15 protein-coding genes are annotated in these 18,691 nt (G+C 69.9%); 3 read left to right on the top strand and 12 right to left on the bottom strand.

What is annotated here, in order from left to right; all coding sequences use genetic code 11:
• Positions 1–322: 322 nt before the first annotated feature.
• From ABFX36_RS17610 to ABFX36_RS17595, 4 genes are read right to left on the bottom strand one after another with little or no spacing between them, the layout of a single operon-like run.
• On the bottom strand, positions 323–949 hold the full coding sequence (locus ABFX36_RS17610; protein WP_045540529.1) for a GNAT family N-acetyltransferase: 627 nt from the start codon (positions 947–949) through the stop codon (positions 323–325).
• On the bottom strand, positions 946–2,262 hold the full coding sequence (locus tag ABFX36_RS17605; protein ID WP_045540528.1) for a SidA/IucD/PvdA family monooxygenase: 1,317 nt from the start codon (positions 2,260–2,262) through the stop codon (positions 946–948). Before ABFX36_RS17605 ends, ABFX36_RS17610 begins: the two co-directional genes overlap by 4 nt.
• Positions 2,259–5,768: a non-ribosomal peptide synthetase gene (locus tag ABFX36_RS17600; RefSeq protein WP_346077611.1), complete on the bottom strand. Its 3,510-nt coding sequence runs from the start codon at positions 5,766–5,768 to the stop codon at positions 2,259–2,261. Before ABFX36_RS17600 ends, ABFX36_RS17605 begins: the two co-directional genes overlap by 4 nt.
• Entirely contained in the window at positions 5,765–7,135 is a 1,371-nt protein-coding gene (locus tag ABFX36_RS17595) for a salicylate synthase (RefSeq protein WP_045539860.1), read from the bottom strand. Before ABFX36_RS17595 ends, ABFX36_RS17600 begins: the two co-directional genes overlap by 4 nt.
• Positions 7,136–7,249: 114 nt before the next feature.
• On the opposite strand from ABFX36_RS17595, the gene ABFX36_RS17590 reads away from it, so the two are divergent.
• Positions 7,250–8,887 (top strand): (2,3-dihydroxybenzoyl)adenylate synthase, encoded by a 1,638-nt coding sequence (locus ABFX36_RS17590; protein WP_045539862.1) that lies wholly within the window; start codon positions 7,250–7,252, stop codon positions 8,885–8,887.
• Between the two features lie 5 nt (positions 8,888–8,892).
• On the opposite strand, the gene ABFX36_RS17585 is transcribed toward ABFX36_RS17590, so the two are convergent.
• On the bottom strand, positions 8,893–9,732 hold the full coding sequence (locus tag ABFX36_RS17585; protein ID WP_045539872.1) for a sulfurtransferase: 840 nt from the start codon (positions 9,730–9,732) through the stop codon (positions 8,893–8,895).
• Between the two features lie 90 nt (positions 9,733–9,822).
• Here ABFX36_RS17585 and ABFX36_RS17580 point away from each other — a divergent pair, with 90 nt between their 5' ends.
• A complete protein-coding gene (locus ABFX36_RS17580) occupies positions 9,823–10,398 on the top strand; it encodes a TetR/AcrR family transcriptional regulator (RefSeq protein ID WP_045539864.1) in 576 nt (191 codons plus the stop codon).
• Here ABFX36_RS17580 and ABFX36_RS17575 read toward each other — a convergent pair.
• Both ABFX36_RS17575 and ABFX36_RS17570 read right to left on the bottom strand, forming a co-directional pair.
• The gene (locus ABFX36_RS17575) at positions 10,383–11,252 is read right to left on the bottom strand and encodes an SDR family oxidoreductase (protein ID WP_006896070.1); all 870 of its coding nucleotides are present in this window, start codon (positions 11,250–11,252) and stop codon (positions 10,383–10,385) included. The two genes, ABFX36_RS17580 and ABFX36_RS17575, sit on opposite strands and share 16 nt — an antisense overlap.
• A gap of 97 nt (positions 11,253–11,349) precedes the next feature.
• Positions 11,350–12,465: an amidohydrolase family protein gene (locus ABFX36_RS17570; RefSeq protein WP_052692455.1), complete on the bottom strand. Its 1,116-nt coding sequence runs from the start codon at positions 12,463–12,465 to the stop codon at positions 11,350–11,352.
• 143 nt (positions 12,466–12,608) lie between these two features.
• On the opposite strand from ABFX36_RS17570, the gene ABFX36_RS17565 reads away from it, so the two are divergent.
• Positions 12,609–13,763: an FAD-binding oxidoreductase gene (locus tag ABFX36_RS17565; protein ID WP_045539868.1), complete on the top strand. Its 1,155-nt coding sequence runs from the start codon at positions 12,609–12,611 to the stop codon at positions 13,761–13,763.
• 21 nt (positions 13,764–13,784) lie between these two features.
• Here ABFX36_RS17565 and ABFX36_RS17560 read toward each other — a convergent pair whose 3' ends face one another.
• From ABFX36_RS17560 to dnaK, 5 genes are all read right to left on the bottom strand, one after another.
• Complete coding sequence (locus tag ABFX36_RS17560; RefSeq protein ID WP_045539870.1) at positions 13,785–14,186, bottom strand: DoxX family protein; 402 nt, start codon at positions 14,184–14,186, stop codon at positions 13,785–13,787.
• Between the two features lie 126 nt (positions 14,187–14,312).
• Complete coding sequence (locus tag ABFX36_RS17555; RefSeq protein ID WP_278125170.1) at positions 14,313–14,729, bottom strand: heat shock protein transcriptional repressor HspR; 417 nt, start codon at positions 14,727–14,729, stop codon at positions 14,313–14,315.
• 6 nt (positions 14,730–14,735) lie between these two features.
• Positions 14,736–15,914, bottom strand: coding sequence for a molecular chaperone DnaJ (gene dnaJ / locus ABFX36_RS17550; RefSeq protein WP_006896065.1), 1,179 nt, complete (start codon positions 15,912–15,914; stop codon positions 14,736–14,738).
• A gap of 110 nt (positions 15,915–16,024) precedes the next feature.
• Entirely contained in the window at positions 16,025–16,636 is a 612-nt protein-coding gene (gene grpE, locus ABFX36_RS17545) for a nucleotide exchange factor GrpE (protein ID WP_006896064.1), read from the bottom strand.
• Positions 16,633–18,477 carry a molecular chaperone DnaK gene (gene dnaK, locus ABFX36_RS17540; protein WP_346077607.1) on the bottom strand — a complete coding sequence of 615 codons (1,845 nt, stop codon included), beginning with the start codon at positions 18,475–18,477 and terminating at the stop codon, positions 16,633–16,635. Before dnaK ends, grpE begins: the two co-directional genes overlap by 4 nt.
• Positions 18,478–18,691 lie beyond the last annotated feature (214 nt).

Raw genomic sequence — 18,691 nt, 5'->3', positions numbered from 1 at the left:
CACCGCGGCGGCCTTCTCCTCGACCGAGTAGCGACGAGTCGTCGGCTTCCCATTCGCCAGTTCCTTCGGCATAACTCCATCCTCGTTTCCAAGGTCAGGAGCCTCCAACAAACCCAGGGCGCTTCAACCCTCCAGGCTGGTTGAGCGAGCGAAGCGAGTCGAAACCACCGGACGCAGGCTGAGTCCACAACACGCGGGGCGGTCCCAGCCTGCGCGAGTGATCGTTTCGACTCGCTGCGCTCGCTCAACAAACCTCGGGGGACTCGCTCGCTGAACAAGCCTGGGGGGAGCCGCTCGCTGAACAAGCCTGGGTGAGGGGTGCTCAGGCATGGGGGGAGCTCCTCTCGCGGGGGAGCAGGTGGAGGGCGATGCGGCGGTCCGGGCGGACCTGGAATTCGCCGTGATCGGTCCAACCGCGCTTGGTCAGGGCTCGGCGCATGGGAGTGTTCGACGACGCGGGTTCCACGGCGATGCAACGACAGTCGGGATCGGCGGCGAAGAGTGCGTCGGCGAGTTCGCGGATGAACGCCGAGATCTCCCCGCGGCCGAGCAACTCCGGATCAGCCGTCGCGACGTGGAGACCGAGGTCGTGCGGGTCCACCGGATACAGGCGGGCGATCTCGTCGCGCGCCACGCGGTAGATCTCCAGGTACCCCGCATCAACGCCCTTGCGGGAGAAGATGATCGGCCGCGAGTAGTCGCCGTCGAGGCGATACCGGGCGTCGTCCCGCCAGCGTGCCGCGGACCATTCCTGTTCCCAGGTCTGCACCAGGTGCGGCCGTGCGAACCACTCCTCCAGCAGTGCCGGGTCGGCTCCCCCTGGCTCCACCGTGCGCAATGCGAACGCGCCGATCGTCGACGGCACCGGCGGGGCGCCCGCCTCGCGCACCGCGTCGGAGACGTCGGTCAGCTCGCGCTCGATGCGGTATCCCGTATCGGACGCACTCATCGCTTCGCTCCCGTCCGCGCCGCCGACCGATCCACCGCACTGCGCAATACCCGATTGGAGAGCTCGCCGAGGCAGCTCAGATTCGGAAAACCGGGGCCCTGCGCGAAGCCGGCCAGATTCGGCAGATACAGCGCCTGCGACAACCCTTCGACCGCCAGATCGTGCCCGATCGCCGTCTCCAGACGCGGTAGGTCGGGCCGTCCGCCCAGCGCCAGCTCGAGTTCGTCGACGCTCTCGGCGTCGAACAGGTCCAGGAACCACAGCGGTCGACCGCCGGTCGCGTCCACCACCAGATCGAACGAGTGCTCGGCCGCCGACCGGCCTGGGTTGCCGAGGGTCAACGCCACCGACTCCCCCACCCGTCGCGCGGCGGTCACTCGGCCTCGCAGGTGGTGGATCCGCTCGTCGGCCAGCAAGTTCTCCTGCACGCTCACCGAGAACACGCCGCGGTCGGTCCGGCGGATCACATCGCGCCGCTCCGCCGCGGGCAGCGACGGCCACCCCGTCGGATCGGAGAACACCGAGTTCTCGAAGTAACTCTCGCCGCGGGTGTAGATCGTCGGTGCCGGTGAGATGACCGAGATCGACATCACCTCGTGCCGGACCAACTCGTCCAGCGCCGACGCCGCGGTCTCACCGCCGCCGATCACCGCGGCCCGCGACGACGCCGGAATCGCCCTGCGCGACACCGCATCCCAGAAACCGGCCACCGACAGTACGCGGGGATCGTCGAGCAGCGGCTCGTCACTCGAACCCGGTCCGGTCACCAGCAGTCCGTCGCCGTCGACGCTGTCGAGACCGCCGTCCGACGTGCGGAAGTCGACGCTCCATCCGCCGTCGACCACGCGGACGCGCTCCACCGTGCCGATGTGCAGTTCGGCCCCCGATTTGGCCGCCGCCCAGTCCAGATAGCGAGCCCACACGTGATGGTGCGGGTTGGGCCGGCCGCGGTCGATCCATTCGGTGTACGTCTGATGCGCCACCAGGAACGCCATCCAGCTGTACTCCAGCATTCCCGCGTTGATCTGCGCGGCATGAGTGCGGTGCGGCGTGCCGCGGTACGGGAAGCCGAGGTCCTTCTCCGGGCTGGTGCCGAGCCGGTGACGACCGTCGGTCCAGCCGCCGAGCGGAAGCCAGTTGCCGCCCACCCCGTACCGGTCGACGATCACCACGCGCGGCGCGGGCAGGCCGAGATCGGCCATCACCTTGGCCTTGGCGGCCACCGACAGCGACTTGGGTCCGGCGCCGATCGCCACCAGCGTGCCGGCGGAGAAGGCGTCGGACGCTCCGGCGTCGGGGCGGTTCACGGTCACTGCGCCATCAACTCCTCATCGTCCATCGCGGCGATCTCCAGGTAGATCGTCGCCACGCGCTCCAGCCGTCCAGCCCGCTCGTCGGCGGCGTCGAGTCGGCGCGCCAGCTCCGCCACGGTCCGCGCCGCGAAGATATCGGCCACCCCGGCCTGCGGCGCGTCGAGCAGGTCGCGGATCCGGGCGATGACGGTGGTGGCGAGCACCGAGTCGCCGCCCGCGGCGAAGAAGTCGTCGTCGATGCCCAGTTCGCGATCGCCGCCGAGTACACCGGCGACGATGTCGAGCAGAGCGCGGTGCAGATCGGTCTCCGGCGACCGCCGGGGCGCGTCGACGTCGGACGCGCCGCTCAGACTCGCGGTAATGGCCGCGCGGTCGAGCTTCCCGTTGCCGGTCAGCGGGAGCTCGTCCCGGACCTGGAGCACCGCCGGAACCATGTACGCCGGAACCAATCCGGCCAGTTCGGCGAGCAGGCCCTCCGGCGACGGCGCGGCGCCCGGTTCGGGTGCCACCGCGGCGGCCAGCGTGGCCGGTCCGTTCCCCTTGATCAGCACCGCCACCGCATGCCGCACGTCGGGCAGCGAGCGCAGAGCACCCTCGATCTCGCCGAGTTCGACGCGGAACCCTCGTATCTTCACCTGATTGTCGGCGCGGCCCAGGAACTCGATCGTGCCGTCGGGCCAGTAGCGCGCGAGGTCACCGGTGCGATACCACCGGCGGCCCTCGAACTCCACGAACCGTTCCGCGGTGCGCTGCGGCTCGTTTCGGTAGCCGTGCGCGACGCCGTCGCCGCCCACCCACAGCTCGCCGGTCACCCAGTCGGGGCAGTCGGCACCGAGTTCGCTGACCACTCGGCAGGCCACGTTGTTCAACGGTGTCCCGAACGGGACGCTGGTCCAGTGCTCCGGCGCCCGGGTCACCTCGCACACGGTGCCGTGGATCGCGATCTCCGTGGCTCCGCCGAGACCGGCGAAACGGGCCCGCGGGGCCAGTGCGCGCAGTCGGTCCGGGAGATCGGCGCCCACCCAGTCGCCGCCGAGGAGGACCGCGCGCAGCGAATCACCCAGCGCCGCACCGTCGGCCTCCGTCTCCGCCAACGTCAACAACATGTCGAGCGCGCTGGGGACACAGGTCAGAATGCTCGCGCGGTGGGTCACGAGGAGTTCGCGCCACGCCGCCGGGTCCTTGGCGTCGTCGGCGTCGACGGCGATCACCGCTCCGCCCGCGCTGTACAGGCCGAAGATGTCGTACACCGAGATGTCGAACTCCAGTGCCGCGACCGTGAGCGATCGGTCGTCGGGGCCGACACCGAAACGCTGATTGATGTCGTCGATGGTGTTCATCGCCGCCCGGTGCGGCACCTCGACACCCTTGGGAGCACCGGTGGAACCCGAGGTGAACAGCACATATGCCACCGCCTCGGGGTCGGGCAGGTACGGGCCCGACAGCGGTGCCGCCGCCATCGCGTCGCTCAGTTCCAGCGCCGGAACGTCCAGTGCGTCTGGTGCCACGACCCCGTCGGTCAGCAGCAGCGACGCCTCGCCGGTCCGCAGAATGGCCGAACGCCGCGGAGCGGGTTGATCGTAGGTGACCGGAACCCACACGGCACCGGAGGCGTAGACGCCGAGCGTCGCGATCACCTGCCGGTAGCCCTTGGGAATCTGCACACCGACCGCATCGCCCGGCCGCACTCCCGCCGACCGCAGCGCGGCCGCCACGGCGAGCGCCTGTGCCGCGAGTTCACCGTAGGTGGCGCTCCCGTCGCGCCAGACGAGCGCGGTGCGATCGGGGTGCTGGGCCGCGATCTGGAAGAAGCCTTCGTGCAGCACACGCCCGGAGGTCGGCGCCGCGGTGTCGTTGACCTCGCATCGGACCGCCCGCTGGGCGGCGGGCAGGTGCGGCAGCGCCTCGGCCAGCCAGCCCGCCGTCGAATCGGCGGCGGCGAGCCGGTCGAGCGCATTGGTGAAGTGCTCGAACATAGCCTCCACCACGCCGTCCGGGAACTGGTCGATGCGGACGTCCCAGTTGGTCAGCAGGCCACCGCCCACCTCGGTGACCTGGGCGTCGAGCAACACCTGCGGGCCCTGCGAGACGATGTGCGCGGGCTCGCCGAGCCGGTCGTAGACCTCGTCGGCGAAGAGTTCGCCGAGCCCCAGCGCACTGGTGAAGACCACCGGGGCCAGCACCGTCTCGCCGCGCAGACGGCCGAGGTCGCGAAGCACTTCGAGCGCGCCGTACGCGCTGTGCGCACCGGCTTCGTGCATCCGTCGCTGCACCTCGCGCGCGAGGTCGAGCACCGACCCGCGGCCAGGTTCGGTCAGCGTCCTCAGGTCGACGTCCACCAGGATCGACGAGCTGAAGTCTCCGGAGACCGACTCGATCTCGTCGTGCATCGGCACTCGCTGGAACAGCGGCACGTTCAGCAGGAAACGCGGTGTGGCAGACCACGCGCCGACGCTCGCGGCGTACACCGCTCCCACGACCGCCGCCGGCGTCACTCCGCGCTCGCGTGCTGCCGCGAGAAGACGTTCGCGGGCCCGAGCGTCGAGCCAGTGGTTCATCCGCCGCACCCGCGGGGCAGCGCTCTGCGACTGCCCGGGCGGGCGGGTCGGCAGGACCGGTCCGCCCGGCAGGTCAGGCAGCCGCGCGGTCCACCACTCGCGGTCGGCGGCGCGTGCCGGATCCGGATGCTCGGCCCGATGCCGCAGGTAGTCGCGGTATTCGATGGCCAGGGGCGGCAGTTGCGCACCGTCGTAGGCCGAGACCAGGTCGCGCAGCAGGGTGCGGTAGCTCATCGCGTCCGCGGCGAGCATGTCGATGTCGAAGTGCAGACGGTGGCGACCGCCGGGAAGCAGAGTGAGCGTGAGGTCGAAGACCTGTCCGGCAGCGATGTCGAGGACCTGGTGGCTCTTGGCCTCGCGCCGCTGCTCGAGGATCCGGTCGATCTCGCCGGGTACGGCCTCGCGCAGATCGTCGACCGTCAGCGCCGGTCGCGGCAGAGTGTCGAGCACCTCTTGGCGTCCGTCGGAACGGAACCGTGCGCGGAGCATGCCGTGGCGGGCGGCGAGCGCCTGCGCCGCCGCGGCGAGCCGGTCGGGGTCCAGACCCGCGCCGTCGAACTCGACGTACAGGTGCGCGGCCACACCGCCGAGGTCGGCGGCACCGGTGCGTCCGACCCAGTACGCGTGCTGCATGGGCGCCAGCGGGAACGCCGCCTCCGACCACGCCGACTCGTCGAACTCGGCAGGCGCGGAAGCCGCTTCGTCCGCCGGGTCTGCGCCGAGCATGACCGCCCAGTCGGCGACGGTCGGGCGGGCGGCGAGGTCGGCGAAGTTGACGTCGTGTCCGCTCTTGCGCCAGCCGCCGGCCAGCCGCATCATCCGGATCGAGTCCAGGCCCAGACCGATGAGGTCGTCCGTGTCGGTGATGGTGGCCGGATCGACGTCGAGCAGCGCGGCGACGTCCTCGCGGACTGCGGCGGCCGTCGGCCGGTCGGTCGGCGCGCTCACCGCGCCGCCCGCACGACGTACGGGGCCACGCTGGCCAGCTTCTCGCAGGTCTCTTCGAACTCCCGCTCGGGGCGCGACTGCCCGACGATCCCCGCGCCGGCGCGCAGCCACACGCGATCGCCCTCAGCGAAGATGGTGCGCAGCGCCAGCGTCGCCTCCAGTTCACCGCTCGAATCGGCGATCAGGACGGCGCCGGAGTAGAGCTCGCGACGCGCGGGTTCGAGCCGGTAGATCGCCTCGAGGGCGGGTGCCTTGGGGATGCCGGAGGCGGTGATCGACGGGAACAGCACGCCCAGCGCCCGCCACGGTCCGGCAGCCGGGTCGAGCCTCCCGGACACCGTGGACGCGAGATGCTGCACGCTGCCGCGTTCACGGACCACCATGTACTCGTTCACCGCGGTGGTGCCGGGCAGCGCCACCGATTCGATCTCGCTGAAGCACGCGCGCACCGACATCGCGTGTTCGGCGATCTCCTTCTCATCGGAGAGCAGGTCTTCGCGGGCGGCGGCGTCCGCCTCCGGCGAGCGGCCGAAGGCACGGGTACCCGCGAGCGGTTCGGTGACCACCGACCCGAGACCGTCGGCGGCGACCACCAACTCGGGGCTGAAACCGGCGGCCTCGAGTCCGCCGAGATGCAGCAGGTACGACCGCGCGGGGTTGTTGCTCTTGCGGCCGCGGACGTAGGTCGCGGGGATGTCGACGTCGAAGCCCACATCGACACTGCGGGACAGAATCACCTTCTGGTATCGGCCGTCGTTGATCTCGCGCACGGCCGTCGCGACCCGGCCGCGGTAGTCGTCGGGGTCGGCCGAGACATCGATCTCCACGGGCTCCGCCCGGCGGATCGACTCCTCCCCGCCGGCGTGGACCGGCAGATCGGCGAGTTCGCGCAGTCGCGCGAGAGTGGCCTCGTCGGCCCCCGGTGCCGAGATCCCGTCCGCGTCCACGAAGGCCTCGAGCCCGGGCACGATCAGATGGGCGAGCACCACGTCGTCACGGACGCGGTCGAGCAGGCCGTAGTGCGGCGCGCAGTAGTCGAATCCGACCCAGCCGTACAGCCGCCACCGGGGCAGACCCAGCCCGGTGAGCGCCTGGTTCAGTGCCGCCGCGGGTTCGCCGTCCCAGGCGATCTCACGAGGCGTGCAGTGGTCGTCTCCGGGCGCCGGATCGACGATGACCATGGTCTTGGTGAGGATGATGCGTGCTTGCGGACGAGCGGCGAACGTCCAGCGTCCGTCTCGTTCGTAGACGACGTACTCACCGAATTCACCCGACGACGCCCATGTGCCGCACACCGCGGCGGCCCGCGCGGCCAGATCGTCGTCGACGGGCGCGTCCCCCACCGGAGAAGCAGGTGCCACAACCATTGTTCAGTCCCATCGTTCACAGCGGAGATCCGCAAGAAAATTAGGTGAGGCTAATCTACATCACCCGCGACTCGTAGGTTAGGCTGCCCTCGTCAACTAGAGCTAGGACCGAGCATGCCATCTTCAGCGGACACTCTCGAAACCGGGTTCGCACCCCATCGGCCCGATCGCGCCGACCTCTACCGCGCCGAGGGCGTCTTCGACGATCTCCCCCTGTGGGCACCGCTCGCCGACCGCGCCGCCACCGATCCCGACCGCCCCGCGGTCACCGACGCGGCCACCGGATTCACCCTGACCTACCGCGAACTGCTCGCCACCGCCGACCGCCGTGCGGCCGGATTCATCGGCGCGGGTCTGAAGCCCGGAGAGCGCGTCGTCCTGCAGCTGCACAATTCCGTCGAGTTCGCCGCCACTGCGTTCGGCCTCCTGCGCGCGGGCATCGTGCCCGTCATGGCGCTGCCGGCCCACCGGATCACCGAGATCGCTCATCTCGCCGCAGGCTCCGGGGCGCGCGCGTATCTGTGCGACGACGTTCGCGGCGGCTACGACTACCGCGGGCTCGCCGCCGATCTGCGCGACCGCGTCCCGTCCGTCGAGCACGTCTTCGTCAACGGCGATCCCGGCGTGTTCTCCCCGCTGCCCGATGCCGACGCCCGACCGCCGGTCACCGTCGATCCCGATCTGCCCGCGCTCTTCCTGGTCTCCGGCGGCACCACCGGACTGCCGAAGCTGATCGCGCGCACGCACAACGACTACGCCTTCAACGCGGCCACCTCGGCCACCGTCGCCGAGCTGACGGCCGACGACGTGTATCTCGCGGCGCTCCCGGCAGCGCACAACTTCCCCCTCTGCTGCCCCGGACTGCTCGGGATGATCGCAGCGGGCGGCCGCACCGTCTTCACCCAGGATCCCAGCCCCGACTCGGCATTCGGCGTGGTGGAGCGATACCGGGTCACGGTCACCGCGCTGGTCCCCGCTTTGGCCCAGTTGTGGTGCGCGGCAACCGAATGGGAGCCCGCCGACATCTCCTCGCTGCGACTGCTGCAGGTGGGCGGCTCCAAACTCGCCGCACCCGATGCGGCCGCGATCGACGCCGCGATGGGCCCGGTGGTGCAGCAGGTATTCGGCATGGCCGAGGGTCTGATCTGCTACACGAGGGCCGACGATCCACGCGATCTGGTGCACGTGAGCCAGGGGCTGCCGATGAGTCCGCTCGACGAGGTCCGGATAGTCGACGACGCCGGCCGGCCGGTGCCCGACGGCGAGGAGGGCGAACTGCAGGTCCGCGGACCGTACACGATCCGTGGCTACTACCGGGCGCCCGAACACAACCTGCGGTCGTTCACCGACGACGGCTTCTACTCATCGGGAGATCTGGTGCGCCGGCTTCCGTCCGGGCACCTCGCCGTCACCGGTCGCATCAAGGACACCATCGTCCGAGCCGGCGAGAACGTGGCCGCCGACGATGTGGAAGAGCACCTGCTGGCGCATCCGCGGATCGCGCACACCGCCGTCGTCGGCCTGCCCGACGACGCGCTGGGTGAACTCATCTGCGCGGTGGTGGTGCCCGGGCGCGACGGCACCGCACCCTCGCTGCCCGACGTCCGCGCCTTCCTCTCCGAGCGCGGCCTCGCGTCGTTCAAGCTGCCCGACCGTCTGCACACCGTCGACGCCCTACCGGTGACCTCGGTGGGCAAGATCGACAAGAGTGCACTGCGTTCGCGCCTGGCGGGTGCGAGCCAGGCGCGATAGCGCGCTCAGCCGCGTTCCACCGGGCGGTCCGGATCGGCCGACCACTGCGAGTACGACCCCGGATACAGCGCCGCGGACACCCCGATCGATGCGAGGGCGGCGATCGTGTGCGCGGCGGTGACGCCCGAGCCGCAGTAGACGACGGCGTCCCGGTCGGCGCCGAGTGCCCGGAAGTGGTCGGCGAGTTCGCCGTACGGCTTGAATCTGCCGTCGGCGGTCACGTTGGCGCCCGCCGGGGCGTTCACCGCACCGGGGATGCGCCCGGGCCTCGGGTCCACCGGCTCGACGTCGCCGCGGTAACGCTCGGGCGCACGGGCGTCGAGCAGGACGGCCGAACCGTCGCGCGCCGCGACCTCGTCGATCGTCACGACCGGCAGATGCCCGCCCGACAGCACCACATTGCCGACGCGCGGAGTCGCATCTCCGGTGGAGACGCGCATGCCCGCGGACTTCCATGCCGCCAGACCGCCGTCCAGAACGGTGACGTCGGCCAGCCCGGCCCAGCGCAGCAGCCACCAGGCGCGCGCCGCCGCCTTGCCCTCCCAGTCGTCGTACACCACCACCCGGGACCCGACGTCGATGCCCCACCGACGGGCCGCGGCCTGCAGGTCGGCGAGGTCGGGCAGCGGGTGTCGGCCCGCGGCAGGCGAGGGCGGTGCCGCCAGTTCGGTGTCGAGGTCGACGTACACCGCGCCCGGCACGTGCCCGGCCCGGTAGTGGTCGTGGCCGGCGTCGTCGCCGAGTTGCCAGCGCACGTCGAGCACCACCGGCGGCCGTGACGACAGCATCGCCTCCACCAGGTCCTCGACTGTGGTGAATACCTGGCCTCGGTGGTCGGAGATCATCGCTGCGGTTCCCTTCGCCTGCGGGTGCGGCCGTCGTACGGCCGAGGTCACCACGACTGTAGGGCACCGGCGACGTGCGACAATCGGGCCATGTCCGAATCACCGTCCGCGCTCGACCCGCTCCGTTCCCGGTTCCTCGACGCCGGCCTGCGCGTCCTCGCCCGCGACGGCTACGGCGGCTTCAAACAGTCGACGGTGTGCGCGGAGACCGGTCTCACCACCGGTGGCTTCTACCACTCGTTCAAGAGCTGGAGGGACTTCGAGACCGCGCTCATCGAGCACTGGAAGACCGAAGCGACGGCCAACGTGGTGGCACAGCTGCGCACCATCGGCAGCCCGGTGGACCGGATACTCGCAGTGGTCGAGGCGTCGCGGAATCTGCCGCACCACACCGAACGGGCGCTGCGCGTCTGGTCGTCGAAAGACCCCGACGTCGCCGCCGCGGTGCGAGAGGTGGACCGGACCCGGCGCGAGGCCGTCGCCGAGTTCGTCGGCGACCTGATCGCCGACCCCGACGAGCCCGAGCAGATCGCCGCGCATTCGCTGATGGTCCTGGTGGGCTACCAGTGCTCGGATGCCGGCCCCGAAGAGTTCGAATGGGCGATGCGCCGCATCGTCGACCGCACTCTCAGTCTTCCGCGCAAGGCCGATCAGACGTCGGAGTAGTCCGCGACCCGCCCCTTCCTCGGTGCGTTGCGCAACGCCGACAGCATCCGCGGGACGCGCCGCAGCGGCAGACGGGCGGGCCAGTCGTCGGTCCGCAGCAGCGCCTCGGTGCCGCCGTCGACGGTGACCACCGAACCGGTCATGAAGTCGGCCGCGGGCGAGAGCATGATCATCACCCAGTCGGCGATCTGCTCGGGCGTGCCGTACTCACGCACCGGCACCGGGTACGAGCGCACCTGAGCGGCCGTCGAACTGGCGAGCTGTTTGCGCAGCAGAGGCGTGAGCACCGGCCCCGGAGCGATGACGTTGATGCGGATACCCGCGGCGGCCCACTGATCGGACACCGCGTGCCGCCGGCACCAGCGGCTCACCGCGATCTTCGACGCCGCGTACGCCGCGGGTCCCGACAGCGGCCCCATCCGGCGCACGATGCGCACGGCTCTCTCGGTCTCGCCTGCCTCCAGCAGTCTGACGGCCCGGCGCGGCACAAACGGCGTCGACGTCGTCGAATTGGACCCGAACACCACCACCTTGGCTTTGTCGGCCGCGGCCAGTTCGGGTTGCAGACCCATCAGGAGTTCGGTGACGCCGAGCACGTTGACCTCGACGGTCAGCCGTTCCTTGCCGCGCAGCGCGCCCACCCCGGCGGCGAACACGGCGCCGTCGAGCCTGCCGCCGGCCCGGGTCATGATCGCGCGAACCGCATGTGCCCGGCCTGCGCTCGTCGAGAGGTCCGCCTCCACGTCGGCGTCCGCGAGGTCGACGCCGATCACCTCGTGCCCGTCCGCCCGCAGGCGTCGCGCCACTTCGTGTCCCATTCCCGACGCCGCGCCGGTCACCACATACTTGCCCACGAATACCTCTCTCAGGTGCGATCTCGCCCCCGACTCTAGAACACGTTCTATCCGGCGGCACACCCTTCGGCACCTCGTCGACGCGCCGGCTGACGTCTCAGAATCGGTAGATGCGCTTGGCGTTCCCCGCGAAGAGCTGCGTCAACAGGTGGTCGCCGCGGTCGCCGAGGACGTCGAGCAGTGCGCCGACCGTCATGCCGATCGGCGAGTTGGGGCGGTCGACCGGGGAGTCGGAGCCGAAGATCACGCGGTCGGGACCGAACCGGTCGACCAGATGCAGTACCAGCGGCCCGGCCATGTCGGCCAGTACCGCTCGGCTGGCGATGGTGCCCGACGTCTCCCGGCCGTAGCCGAGGAGCGCGAGGCCCAGTCCCGAGACCTTGACCACCACGTTCGGCCGATTCGCGATCATGGCGGTGCGTTCGCGCCACAGACTCAGGATCTCGGCACGCGCGGCAGCCGTCATGCCGGTCTGCGCGCCGACCGGTCCGAACGCACCCGCGGGCATCCCCATGTGCTCGACGATGATCGTGGTGTCGGGGAACCGCCGGGCGAGCATGTCCAGCTGCCCGAGCTGATGGGAGTAGGCCACCGAGACGAACGCCAGATCACGTTCGGCGAGCTCCTCGAAGCCCTTGAGGAAGCTCGTCGAAGCGACCACATCCGGTTCGTCGCACCAGTCCGGCAGTTCGGGATCGGCGTGCCGCGCCCACTTGAACCGGATGGCGCGAACGCGGTCGGAGTACGCGAGCTGACGGTCGAGGGCGGCGCCGAACAGGGGATGTCGCGGGTCGGCTGCCGTGACCGTGGCGCCGAGCGCCGGACCCTTCTGACCGTGCGGAAGCGCCGTGAGGTACTTCAGCTCGTCGAACGACGAGTTCATCAGCGACTCGGGGTCCCTCGCCGGCCGCCAGTGCGACTCCACTTGAACCACGCTCTCCACACCGACGCCCGCGATGGAGAGCAGTGCGACGGCGTCGCTGGAATACTGCGCCGGTTCGTAGGCTGAGGTCAGGATGCTCGAATCGAGACCGTACAGGCGGTCGGCGCTGGTGCCCACGCGGGCGGCGAGCGAGAGGGCCGGCGTGGGCACGAACCGTCGCAGCCGGGGCGCCGACAGCCGCGCGAAGCGGGCGAGCGCCCATGACGACCGGGTGGGGTTGAAGTAGTGGACGTGCGCGTCGACGATTCCAGGGAGCAGTCCACCGAGCATCGTCACACCGCTAGCGTGCCACAACCCACAAGCGGCACGCCGAACAATATCGGGGCCAGTCGGTCACGCCGACTACAGTGGACCACGCCCGGCACCGGGCGGCCCGTGAACACCAGCGACGACGCGGAAAGCGAGCAGGAAGCGTGACTCAGCCCGAGCAGCCGATCCTGGCGCAGACCCGGGCACTCCTGGCGAGCGATCCCGACCGTTTCGCGAGCAGCGTCTTCGCCCGGCTGTTCGCGATGCGGCCCAGCCTCCGAGAGTTGTTTCCGGCCGAGATGGGCACTCTCCGAGCCTCATTCGTGGATGTGATCGACCACGTGCTCGACGCGATCGGGGCACCGGACGGCCACGGCGAGCTGGTTGAGTTCCTCGCGCAGCTGGGCCGCGACCACCGCAAGTTCGGCGTCGTCAGCGAGCACTACTGGCTGATCTACGACGCCCTGATGTCGGAGTTCCAGTTCGCCTTCGGCAACCGCTGGACGCCGGAGGTGGAGGAGACCGTCGGGCAGGCGATGCTCCTGACCACCGGTGTGATGCGCGGCGCCGCGGAAAGCGCCGAGGGTCCCCCGCGCTGGCACGCCCGCGTGGTGCAGAAGTTCCGGATCACGCGCGAGCGGGCCGTGATCCGGCTGATCGCCGATGGACCGCATCCGCCGTACGCCGCCGGCCAGTACCTCGAGACGCAGATCCCGCAGTGGCCCCGGACCTGGCGCAACTTCTCCCCGGCCATTCCCTCGAACCCGCAGGGCGAGTTGGAGTTCCACGTCCGAGCCGTGCCGGGCGGCCGGGTCAGCGGCTCCATCGTGCGAGACACCGCGGTCGGAGACGTGTGGACCTTCGCACAGCGCCACGGCACCATGCACATCGATCCGGCGCGACCGGCGCTGCTGATCGCCGGCGGTACCGGGCTCGCTCCCCTGCGCGCGCTGCTGATCGACCACGCCCGCTTCGGCGAGCCGGCTCCGGTCCACCTCTTCTACGGAACACAGAATCCCGGCGAACTGTACGAGCTCGGCGTGCTCGCACAGCTGGCCGGCGCGAATCCGTGGCTGCGCGTCACCGCCGTCACGGAGAACACCGAGGACCCGTGGTGGCTCACCGGCGGCACCGATCCGCGCGGCTGGGGGCTCGAAGTGCGCTACGGCCGCGTCGGCGAGGTGGCCGCGACGTACGCCGACTGGCGGGGCCGCCAGGTGCTGCTGTCCGGCCCGGCCCCGATGGTCTTCCACACCGCGCTGCGACTACGGGCCGCCGGCGTGGATCCCGACGCGATCCAGCACGACCCGCTGAACTGACCGCCCGGGACCGGGCATTGCCTACGACTGATGCCGGGACGCGACCAGCACGGCCAACGCACCGCCGAGCATCGACACGTTCTTCAGGAACTGGATCTGCTGCATCTTGTGCTGCATCGGATCGTCGATCTCCCAGAAGGCGTGCCCGGCGAAGGTGGTCGGAACCAGCGACGCCGCCAGCAGGACCGCACCGGGCCGTGCACCGAGACCGGTGGCGATCATCGCGCCGCCCAGCACCTGGGCGGCACCGTTGGCCCGGACGATCGTCTCGTTGTCGGTCGGCAGCGGGATCACGGTCCGGACCTTGTCGAGCAGCGGCGACGCGGCCTCGACACGGGCACCCGGCGCCGTGGCGGCGTCGTAGCCCAGGATCATGTACGGGATGCCGGTGAGGGCGCGGCCTGCGGCGTGGATCAGATTCATGGGGACCTCTCGATAGACGGTGGGTGCTCGGGGCACACGCCGCCGAGGATAGTGGAACCGAAACGGGCAAGGCCGCCGACGGCAGTCGGCGGCCTTGTGGCTCTATCGCGTCGTGGTGCTACCGCGTCAGCGGCTCCGTTTTCCCCGCGGCTGCCACACCACGAGGGCGTTGGTGCGGGGCACCGGAACCAGTTCTCCGTGACGTGCCCGCGACGCCGACTCCATCTGCCGAGTCAGGTCACTGACCCGTCGGCGCAGGGCCTCCACCTCGTCGCTGAGTTCGATGATCCGTTTGATCCCCGCGAGGTTCACGCCCTCGTCCTGCGACAACCGCTGGATCTCGCGAAGCATCTCGACGTCGCGGTTGGAGTAGCGACGCCCGCCGCCGCGCGTGCGCTGCGGGGTCACCAGACCCAGCCGATCGTAGGTCCGGAGGGTCTGGGCGTGCATGCCGGCCAGCTCCGCCGCCACCGAGATCATGAACGTGGCGGCGTCGCCGACGTCGTCATTGCGCGACTGGTCTCCTCGATCGTCGACTGCCATGGGTCATCACCGCCCCCATCCTGCGCGGGGGTCGAATCCACTGGCCCGTTCGGCCTCCGCATACTTCTTCATCGCTTCGGTCGCCGCGTCGTCGAGCTTGGTCGGCACCGCGACCTTCACCGTCACCAGCAGATCACCGGATCCGCCGGATCGCTTCGGCACACCGCGGCCCTTCAGCCGCAGGGTCCGTCCGTCGGAGGTGCCCGCCGGGATCTTGACGCCGACGGAACCGTCGAGCGTCGGAACCGAGATGGTCGCTCCGAGAATCAGCTCCGAGATGGACACCGGCAGTGAGACCTTGAGGTCGTTGCCGCTGCGGGTGAACACCTTGTCGGCCATCACGTGCACGGTCACGTACAGGTCGCCGGACGGCGCGCCGCGCATCCCGGCCTCGCCCTGCCCGGCGAGCCGGATCCGCTGACCGTCCTCCACGCCCTGCGGGACGCGGACGTTGATGGTCCGCGGGCGCACGGTGATGCCGGTGCCCTGGCAGTCCGGGCACGGATCGTCGATCTTGGTGCCGGTGCCCTGGCAGTCGGGGCAGGGTTCGGAGAATCCGAAGTGCCCCTGGTTGCGGGTGACGAAGGCGGTGCCGTTGCAGGTGGGGCACGTGCGCGGGCTGCTGCCCGGCCGTGCGCCGCTGCCGTGGCACTTGGTGCACGGCGACGGGCTGGTGACGCGCAGCGTCACGGTGGTGCCCTGCACCGCGTCGCGGAATGCGAGGGTGGTCTCGGTCTCGAGATCGTTGCCGCGCCGTTGGCGGGGTCCGCCGGCCGACCCGCCGAAGCCGCCGCCGCGTCCGCCCAGCAGGTCGCCGAGCATGTCGCCGAGGCCACCGCCCCCGCCCGCACCGCCGGCCGCGCCGAACAGGTCGCCGAAGTCGAATCCGCCGGCACCGCCCGGCGTTCCGCCGCCGAAACCGTTGCCGCCGCGGAACCGGCCGCTGGCCATCAGGGTCCGGGCCTCGTCGTATTCGCGGCGCTTGGTCTCGTCGGAGAGCACGCTGTGCGCCTCCGACACTCTCTTGAAGCGTTCTTCGGCCGCCGTGTCGCCCGGGTTGGCGTCCGGGTGCAACTCACGGGCGAGCTTCCGGTAAGCCTTCTTGATCTGGTCGGCACTGGCGTCGGAAGAAACGCCGAGGTCTGCGTAGAAATCGCGTTCCAGCCATTCACGCTGGGGAGCCATCAGGCGTCACCTCCTTGAAAAGTCTGTGGTTGTCATGTGTCGCTCCTGTTCGGACACACGGTGGCAGTGGGGCCGCGGGGCCGCCGTGCAACGGCGACCCCGCGCTCGCATCACTGCTCCGGCGCAGCGTCGCTCGGCGCCGGGTCGGTGACCGTCACCATGGCGTGACGGATCACCTTGTCTCCCAGGCGGTAGCCCGTCCGGAAGACGTTGCCGATGACAGGGGTGTCCCCGCTGCCATCATTCTGAATGGCTTCGTGGAGTTCCGGGTCGAATTCCTCGCCCGGCTCCGCGAACTTCGCCAGCTTCTCACCCGAGAGAACGTCGACCAGCTTGTCGGCGAACGCCCGCAGCGGGCCCTCGTCGAGGTCTCCGTGGTCCCGGGCGCGGTCGAGGTCGTCGAGGATGGGCAGCAGCTTCTCCACGAGGATCTGCTTACCGCGGTCGACGGCCTGCAGCTGCTCCTCGGCACTGCGGCGACGGAAGTTCGCGAACTGCGCGCGCTCCCGCTGCAGGGCCTCGGTCAGCTCCGCCACCTGCGCATCGGCCGGGGTGGCCTGGTCGCCGGCCGGCTGGGCCGCCGCGTCGTCCGCGGCGGCTTCAGCCTGCTGGGTTCCCGCGCCGTCGCGCACCTCACCCGTCTCCGGGTCGACGCGGCGGTTGTCGGTCACCGTCACCGGCTCTTCGGCGGTGTTCTCCCCGGCGTTGTTACCGGCTGTCACTTGTTCTCACCTTCGGCGGGATCGTCCACGACCTCGGCGTCGACGACGTCGTCGGCTCCGGCGTCACCGGTGGTCGCACCGGCCTCGCCCTCGGCCTGAGCCGCCGCGTAGATCGCCTGGCCCATGGCCTGCGACTCCTCCGACAGCTTCTCGATCGCGCTGCGGATGGCGCCGGTGTCGGTGCCCTTCAGCGCCTCGTTGGCTCCGGTGATGGCCGCGTTGACCTTGTCCTTGACGTCGGCGGGGACCTTGTCCTCGTTCTCCTTGAGGAACTTCTCGGTCTGGTTGACCAGCGACTCCGCCTGGTTGCGGGTCTCGGCCTCCTCGCGGCGGACGCGGTCCTCTTCGGCGTGAGCCTCGGCGTCCTTGATCATCCGGTCGATCTCGTCCTTCGACAGACCCGAGCCGTCCTGGATGCGGATGCTGTTCTCCTTGCCGGTGCCCTTGTCCTTCGCGGTGACGTGAACGATGCCGTTCGCGTCGATGTCGAAGGTGACCTCGATCTGCGGAACGCCCTGCGGTGCAGGCGCGATGCCGCCGAGCTCGAACGATCCGAGCAGCTTGTTGTGCGAGGCGATCTCGCGCTCACCCTGGTACACCTGGATCTGCACCGACGGCTGGTTGTCCTCAGCGGTGGTGTAGGTCTCCGACCGCTTGGTCGGAATGGTGGTGTTGCGCTCGATCAGCTTGTGCATCACGCCGCCCTTGGTCTCGATGCCGAGGGACAGCGGGGTCACGTCGAGCAGCAGCACGTCCTTGACCTCGCCGCGCAGGACGCCGGCCTGCAGGGCGGCGCCGACGGCGACGACCTCGTCCGGGTTGACGCCCTTGTTGGGCTCCTGACCACCGGTGAGCTCCTTGACCAGGTCGGTCACGGCAGGCATGCGGGTGGAACCGCCGACGAGCACCACGTGGTCGATGTCGCTGACCGCGATGCCCGCGTCCTTGATGACGGCCTGGAACGGAGTCCGGGTGCGCTCGAGCAGGTCGCTCGTGATGCGCTGGAACTCAGCGCGCGAGAGCTGCTCGTCGAGGAAGAGCGGGTTCTTGTCGGCGTCGACGGTGATGTACGGCAGGTTGATCGAGGTGCTCTGCGAGGACGAGAGTTCGATCTTCGCCTTCTCAGCGGCCTCGCGCAGACGCTGCATGGCCATCTTGTCCTTGGTCAGGTCGATACCCGAGCTGGCCTTGAACTTGTCGACGAGCCATTCGACGATGCGCTCGTCCCAGTCGTCACCACCGAGGTTGTTGTCGCCCGACGTGGCACGGACCTCGACGACTCCGTCGCCGATCTCGAGCAGCGAGACGTCGAAGGTGCCGCCACCGAGGTCGAAGACCAGGATGGTCTGTTCCTTCTCGCCCTTGTCGAGACCGTAGGCCAGAGCGGCCGCGGTGGGCTCGTTGACGATGCGCAGAACGTTGAGGCCCGCGATCTGGCCGGCCTCCTTGGTGGCCTGACGCTGCGAGTCGTTGAAGTACGCCGGCACGGTGATGACCGCGTCGGTGACGTCCTCACCCAGGTAGGCCTCGGCGTCGCGCTTCAGCTTCATCAGCGTGCGGGCGCTGATCTCCTGCGGGGTGTACTTCTTGCCGTCGATCTCGACGGTCCAATCGGTGTCGCCCATGTGGCGCTTCACCGAGCGGATGGTGCGGTCGACGTTGGTGACGGCCTGGTTCTTGGCCGGCTGTCCGACGAGGACTTCGCCGTTGCGCGCGAACGCGACGATCGACGGAGTGGTCCGCGACCCCTCAGCGTTGGCGATGACGGCGGGCTCGCCGCCTTCGAGAACCGACACCACGGAGTTGGTGGTGCCGAGGTCGATTCCGACAGCACGTGACATGTGTGTTCCTCCTAGTTCCGGCTTGCTGGTGGGGCCGGGTAGTTCTTTGGGCCGGGAGGGCCTTGTTGGTCTGTGAAACCTCAGCGCCTTCGACTCAGGTTTAATCGAGGATGTTCACCCCGTCAACCTTGTTGAGCCGCTTTCACTCAAGTTTCTCGATGGGTTCAACTGTACGCAGGGACGATTCATTCCGGAGAGTTGAGCGAAGTTGACT

This window comes from Gordonia cholesterolivorans, from assembly GCF_039531975.1.
Classification (GTDB): domain Bacteria; phylum Actinomycetota; class Actinomycetes; order Mycobacteriales; family Mycobacteriaceae; genus Gordonia; species Gordonia sihwensis.
Note: the sequence above shows the minus strand (reverse complement) of the source record. Positions and strands in the feature narration are given on the sequence as shown.

Bases quoted from the DNA above. Each gene is read 5' to 3' on its own strand.
- ABFX36_RS17570 (WP_052692455.1), bottom strand. From the start codon at position 12,465: ATGCTCGGTGGACTGCTCCCTGGAATCGTCGACGCGCACGTCCACTAC.
- ABFX36_RS17595 (WP_045539860.1), bottom strand. From the start codon at position 7,135: ATGGTTGTGGCACCTGCTTCTCCGGTGGGGGACGCGCCCGTCGACGAC.
- ABFX36_RS17590 (WP_045539862.1), top strand. From the start codon at position 7,250: ATGCCATCTTCAGCGGACACTCTCGAAACCGGGTTCGCACCCCATCGG.
- ABFX36_RS17610 (WP_045540529.1), bottom strand. From the start codon at position 949: ATGAGTGCGTCCGATACGGGATACCGCATCGAGCGCGAGCTGACCGAC.
- ABFX36_RS17560 (WP_045539870.1), bottom strand. From the start codon at position 14,186: ATGAATCTGATCCACGCCGCAGGCCGCGCCCTCACCGGCATCCCGTAC.
- ABFX36_RS17585 (WP_045539872.1), bottom strand. From the start codon at position 9,732: ATGATCTCCGACCACCGAGGCCAGGTATTCACCACAGTCGAGGACCTG.
- ABFX36_RS17555 (WP_278125170.1), bottom strand. From the start codon at position 14,729: ATGGCAGTCGACGATCGAGGAGACCAGTCGCGCAATGACGACGTCGGC.
- dnaJ (WP_006896065.1), bottom strand. From the start codon at position 15,914: ATGGCTCCCCAGCGTGAATGGCTGGAACGCGATTTCTACGCAGACCTC.
- dnaK (WP_346077607.1), bottom strand. From the start codon at position 18,477: ATGTCACGTGCTGTCGGAATCGACCTCGGCACCACCAACTCCGTGGTG.
- ABFX36_RS17580 (WP_045539864.1), top strand. From the start codon at position 9,823: ATGTCCGAATCACCGTCCGCGCTCGACCCGCTCCGTTCCCGGTTCCTC.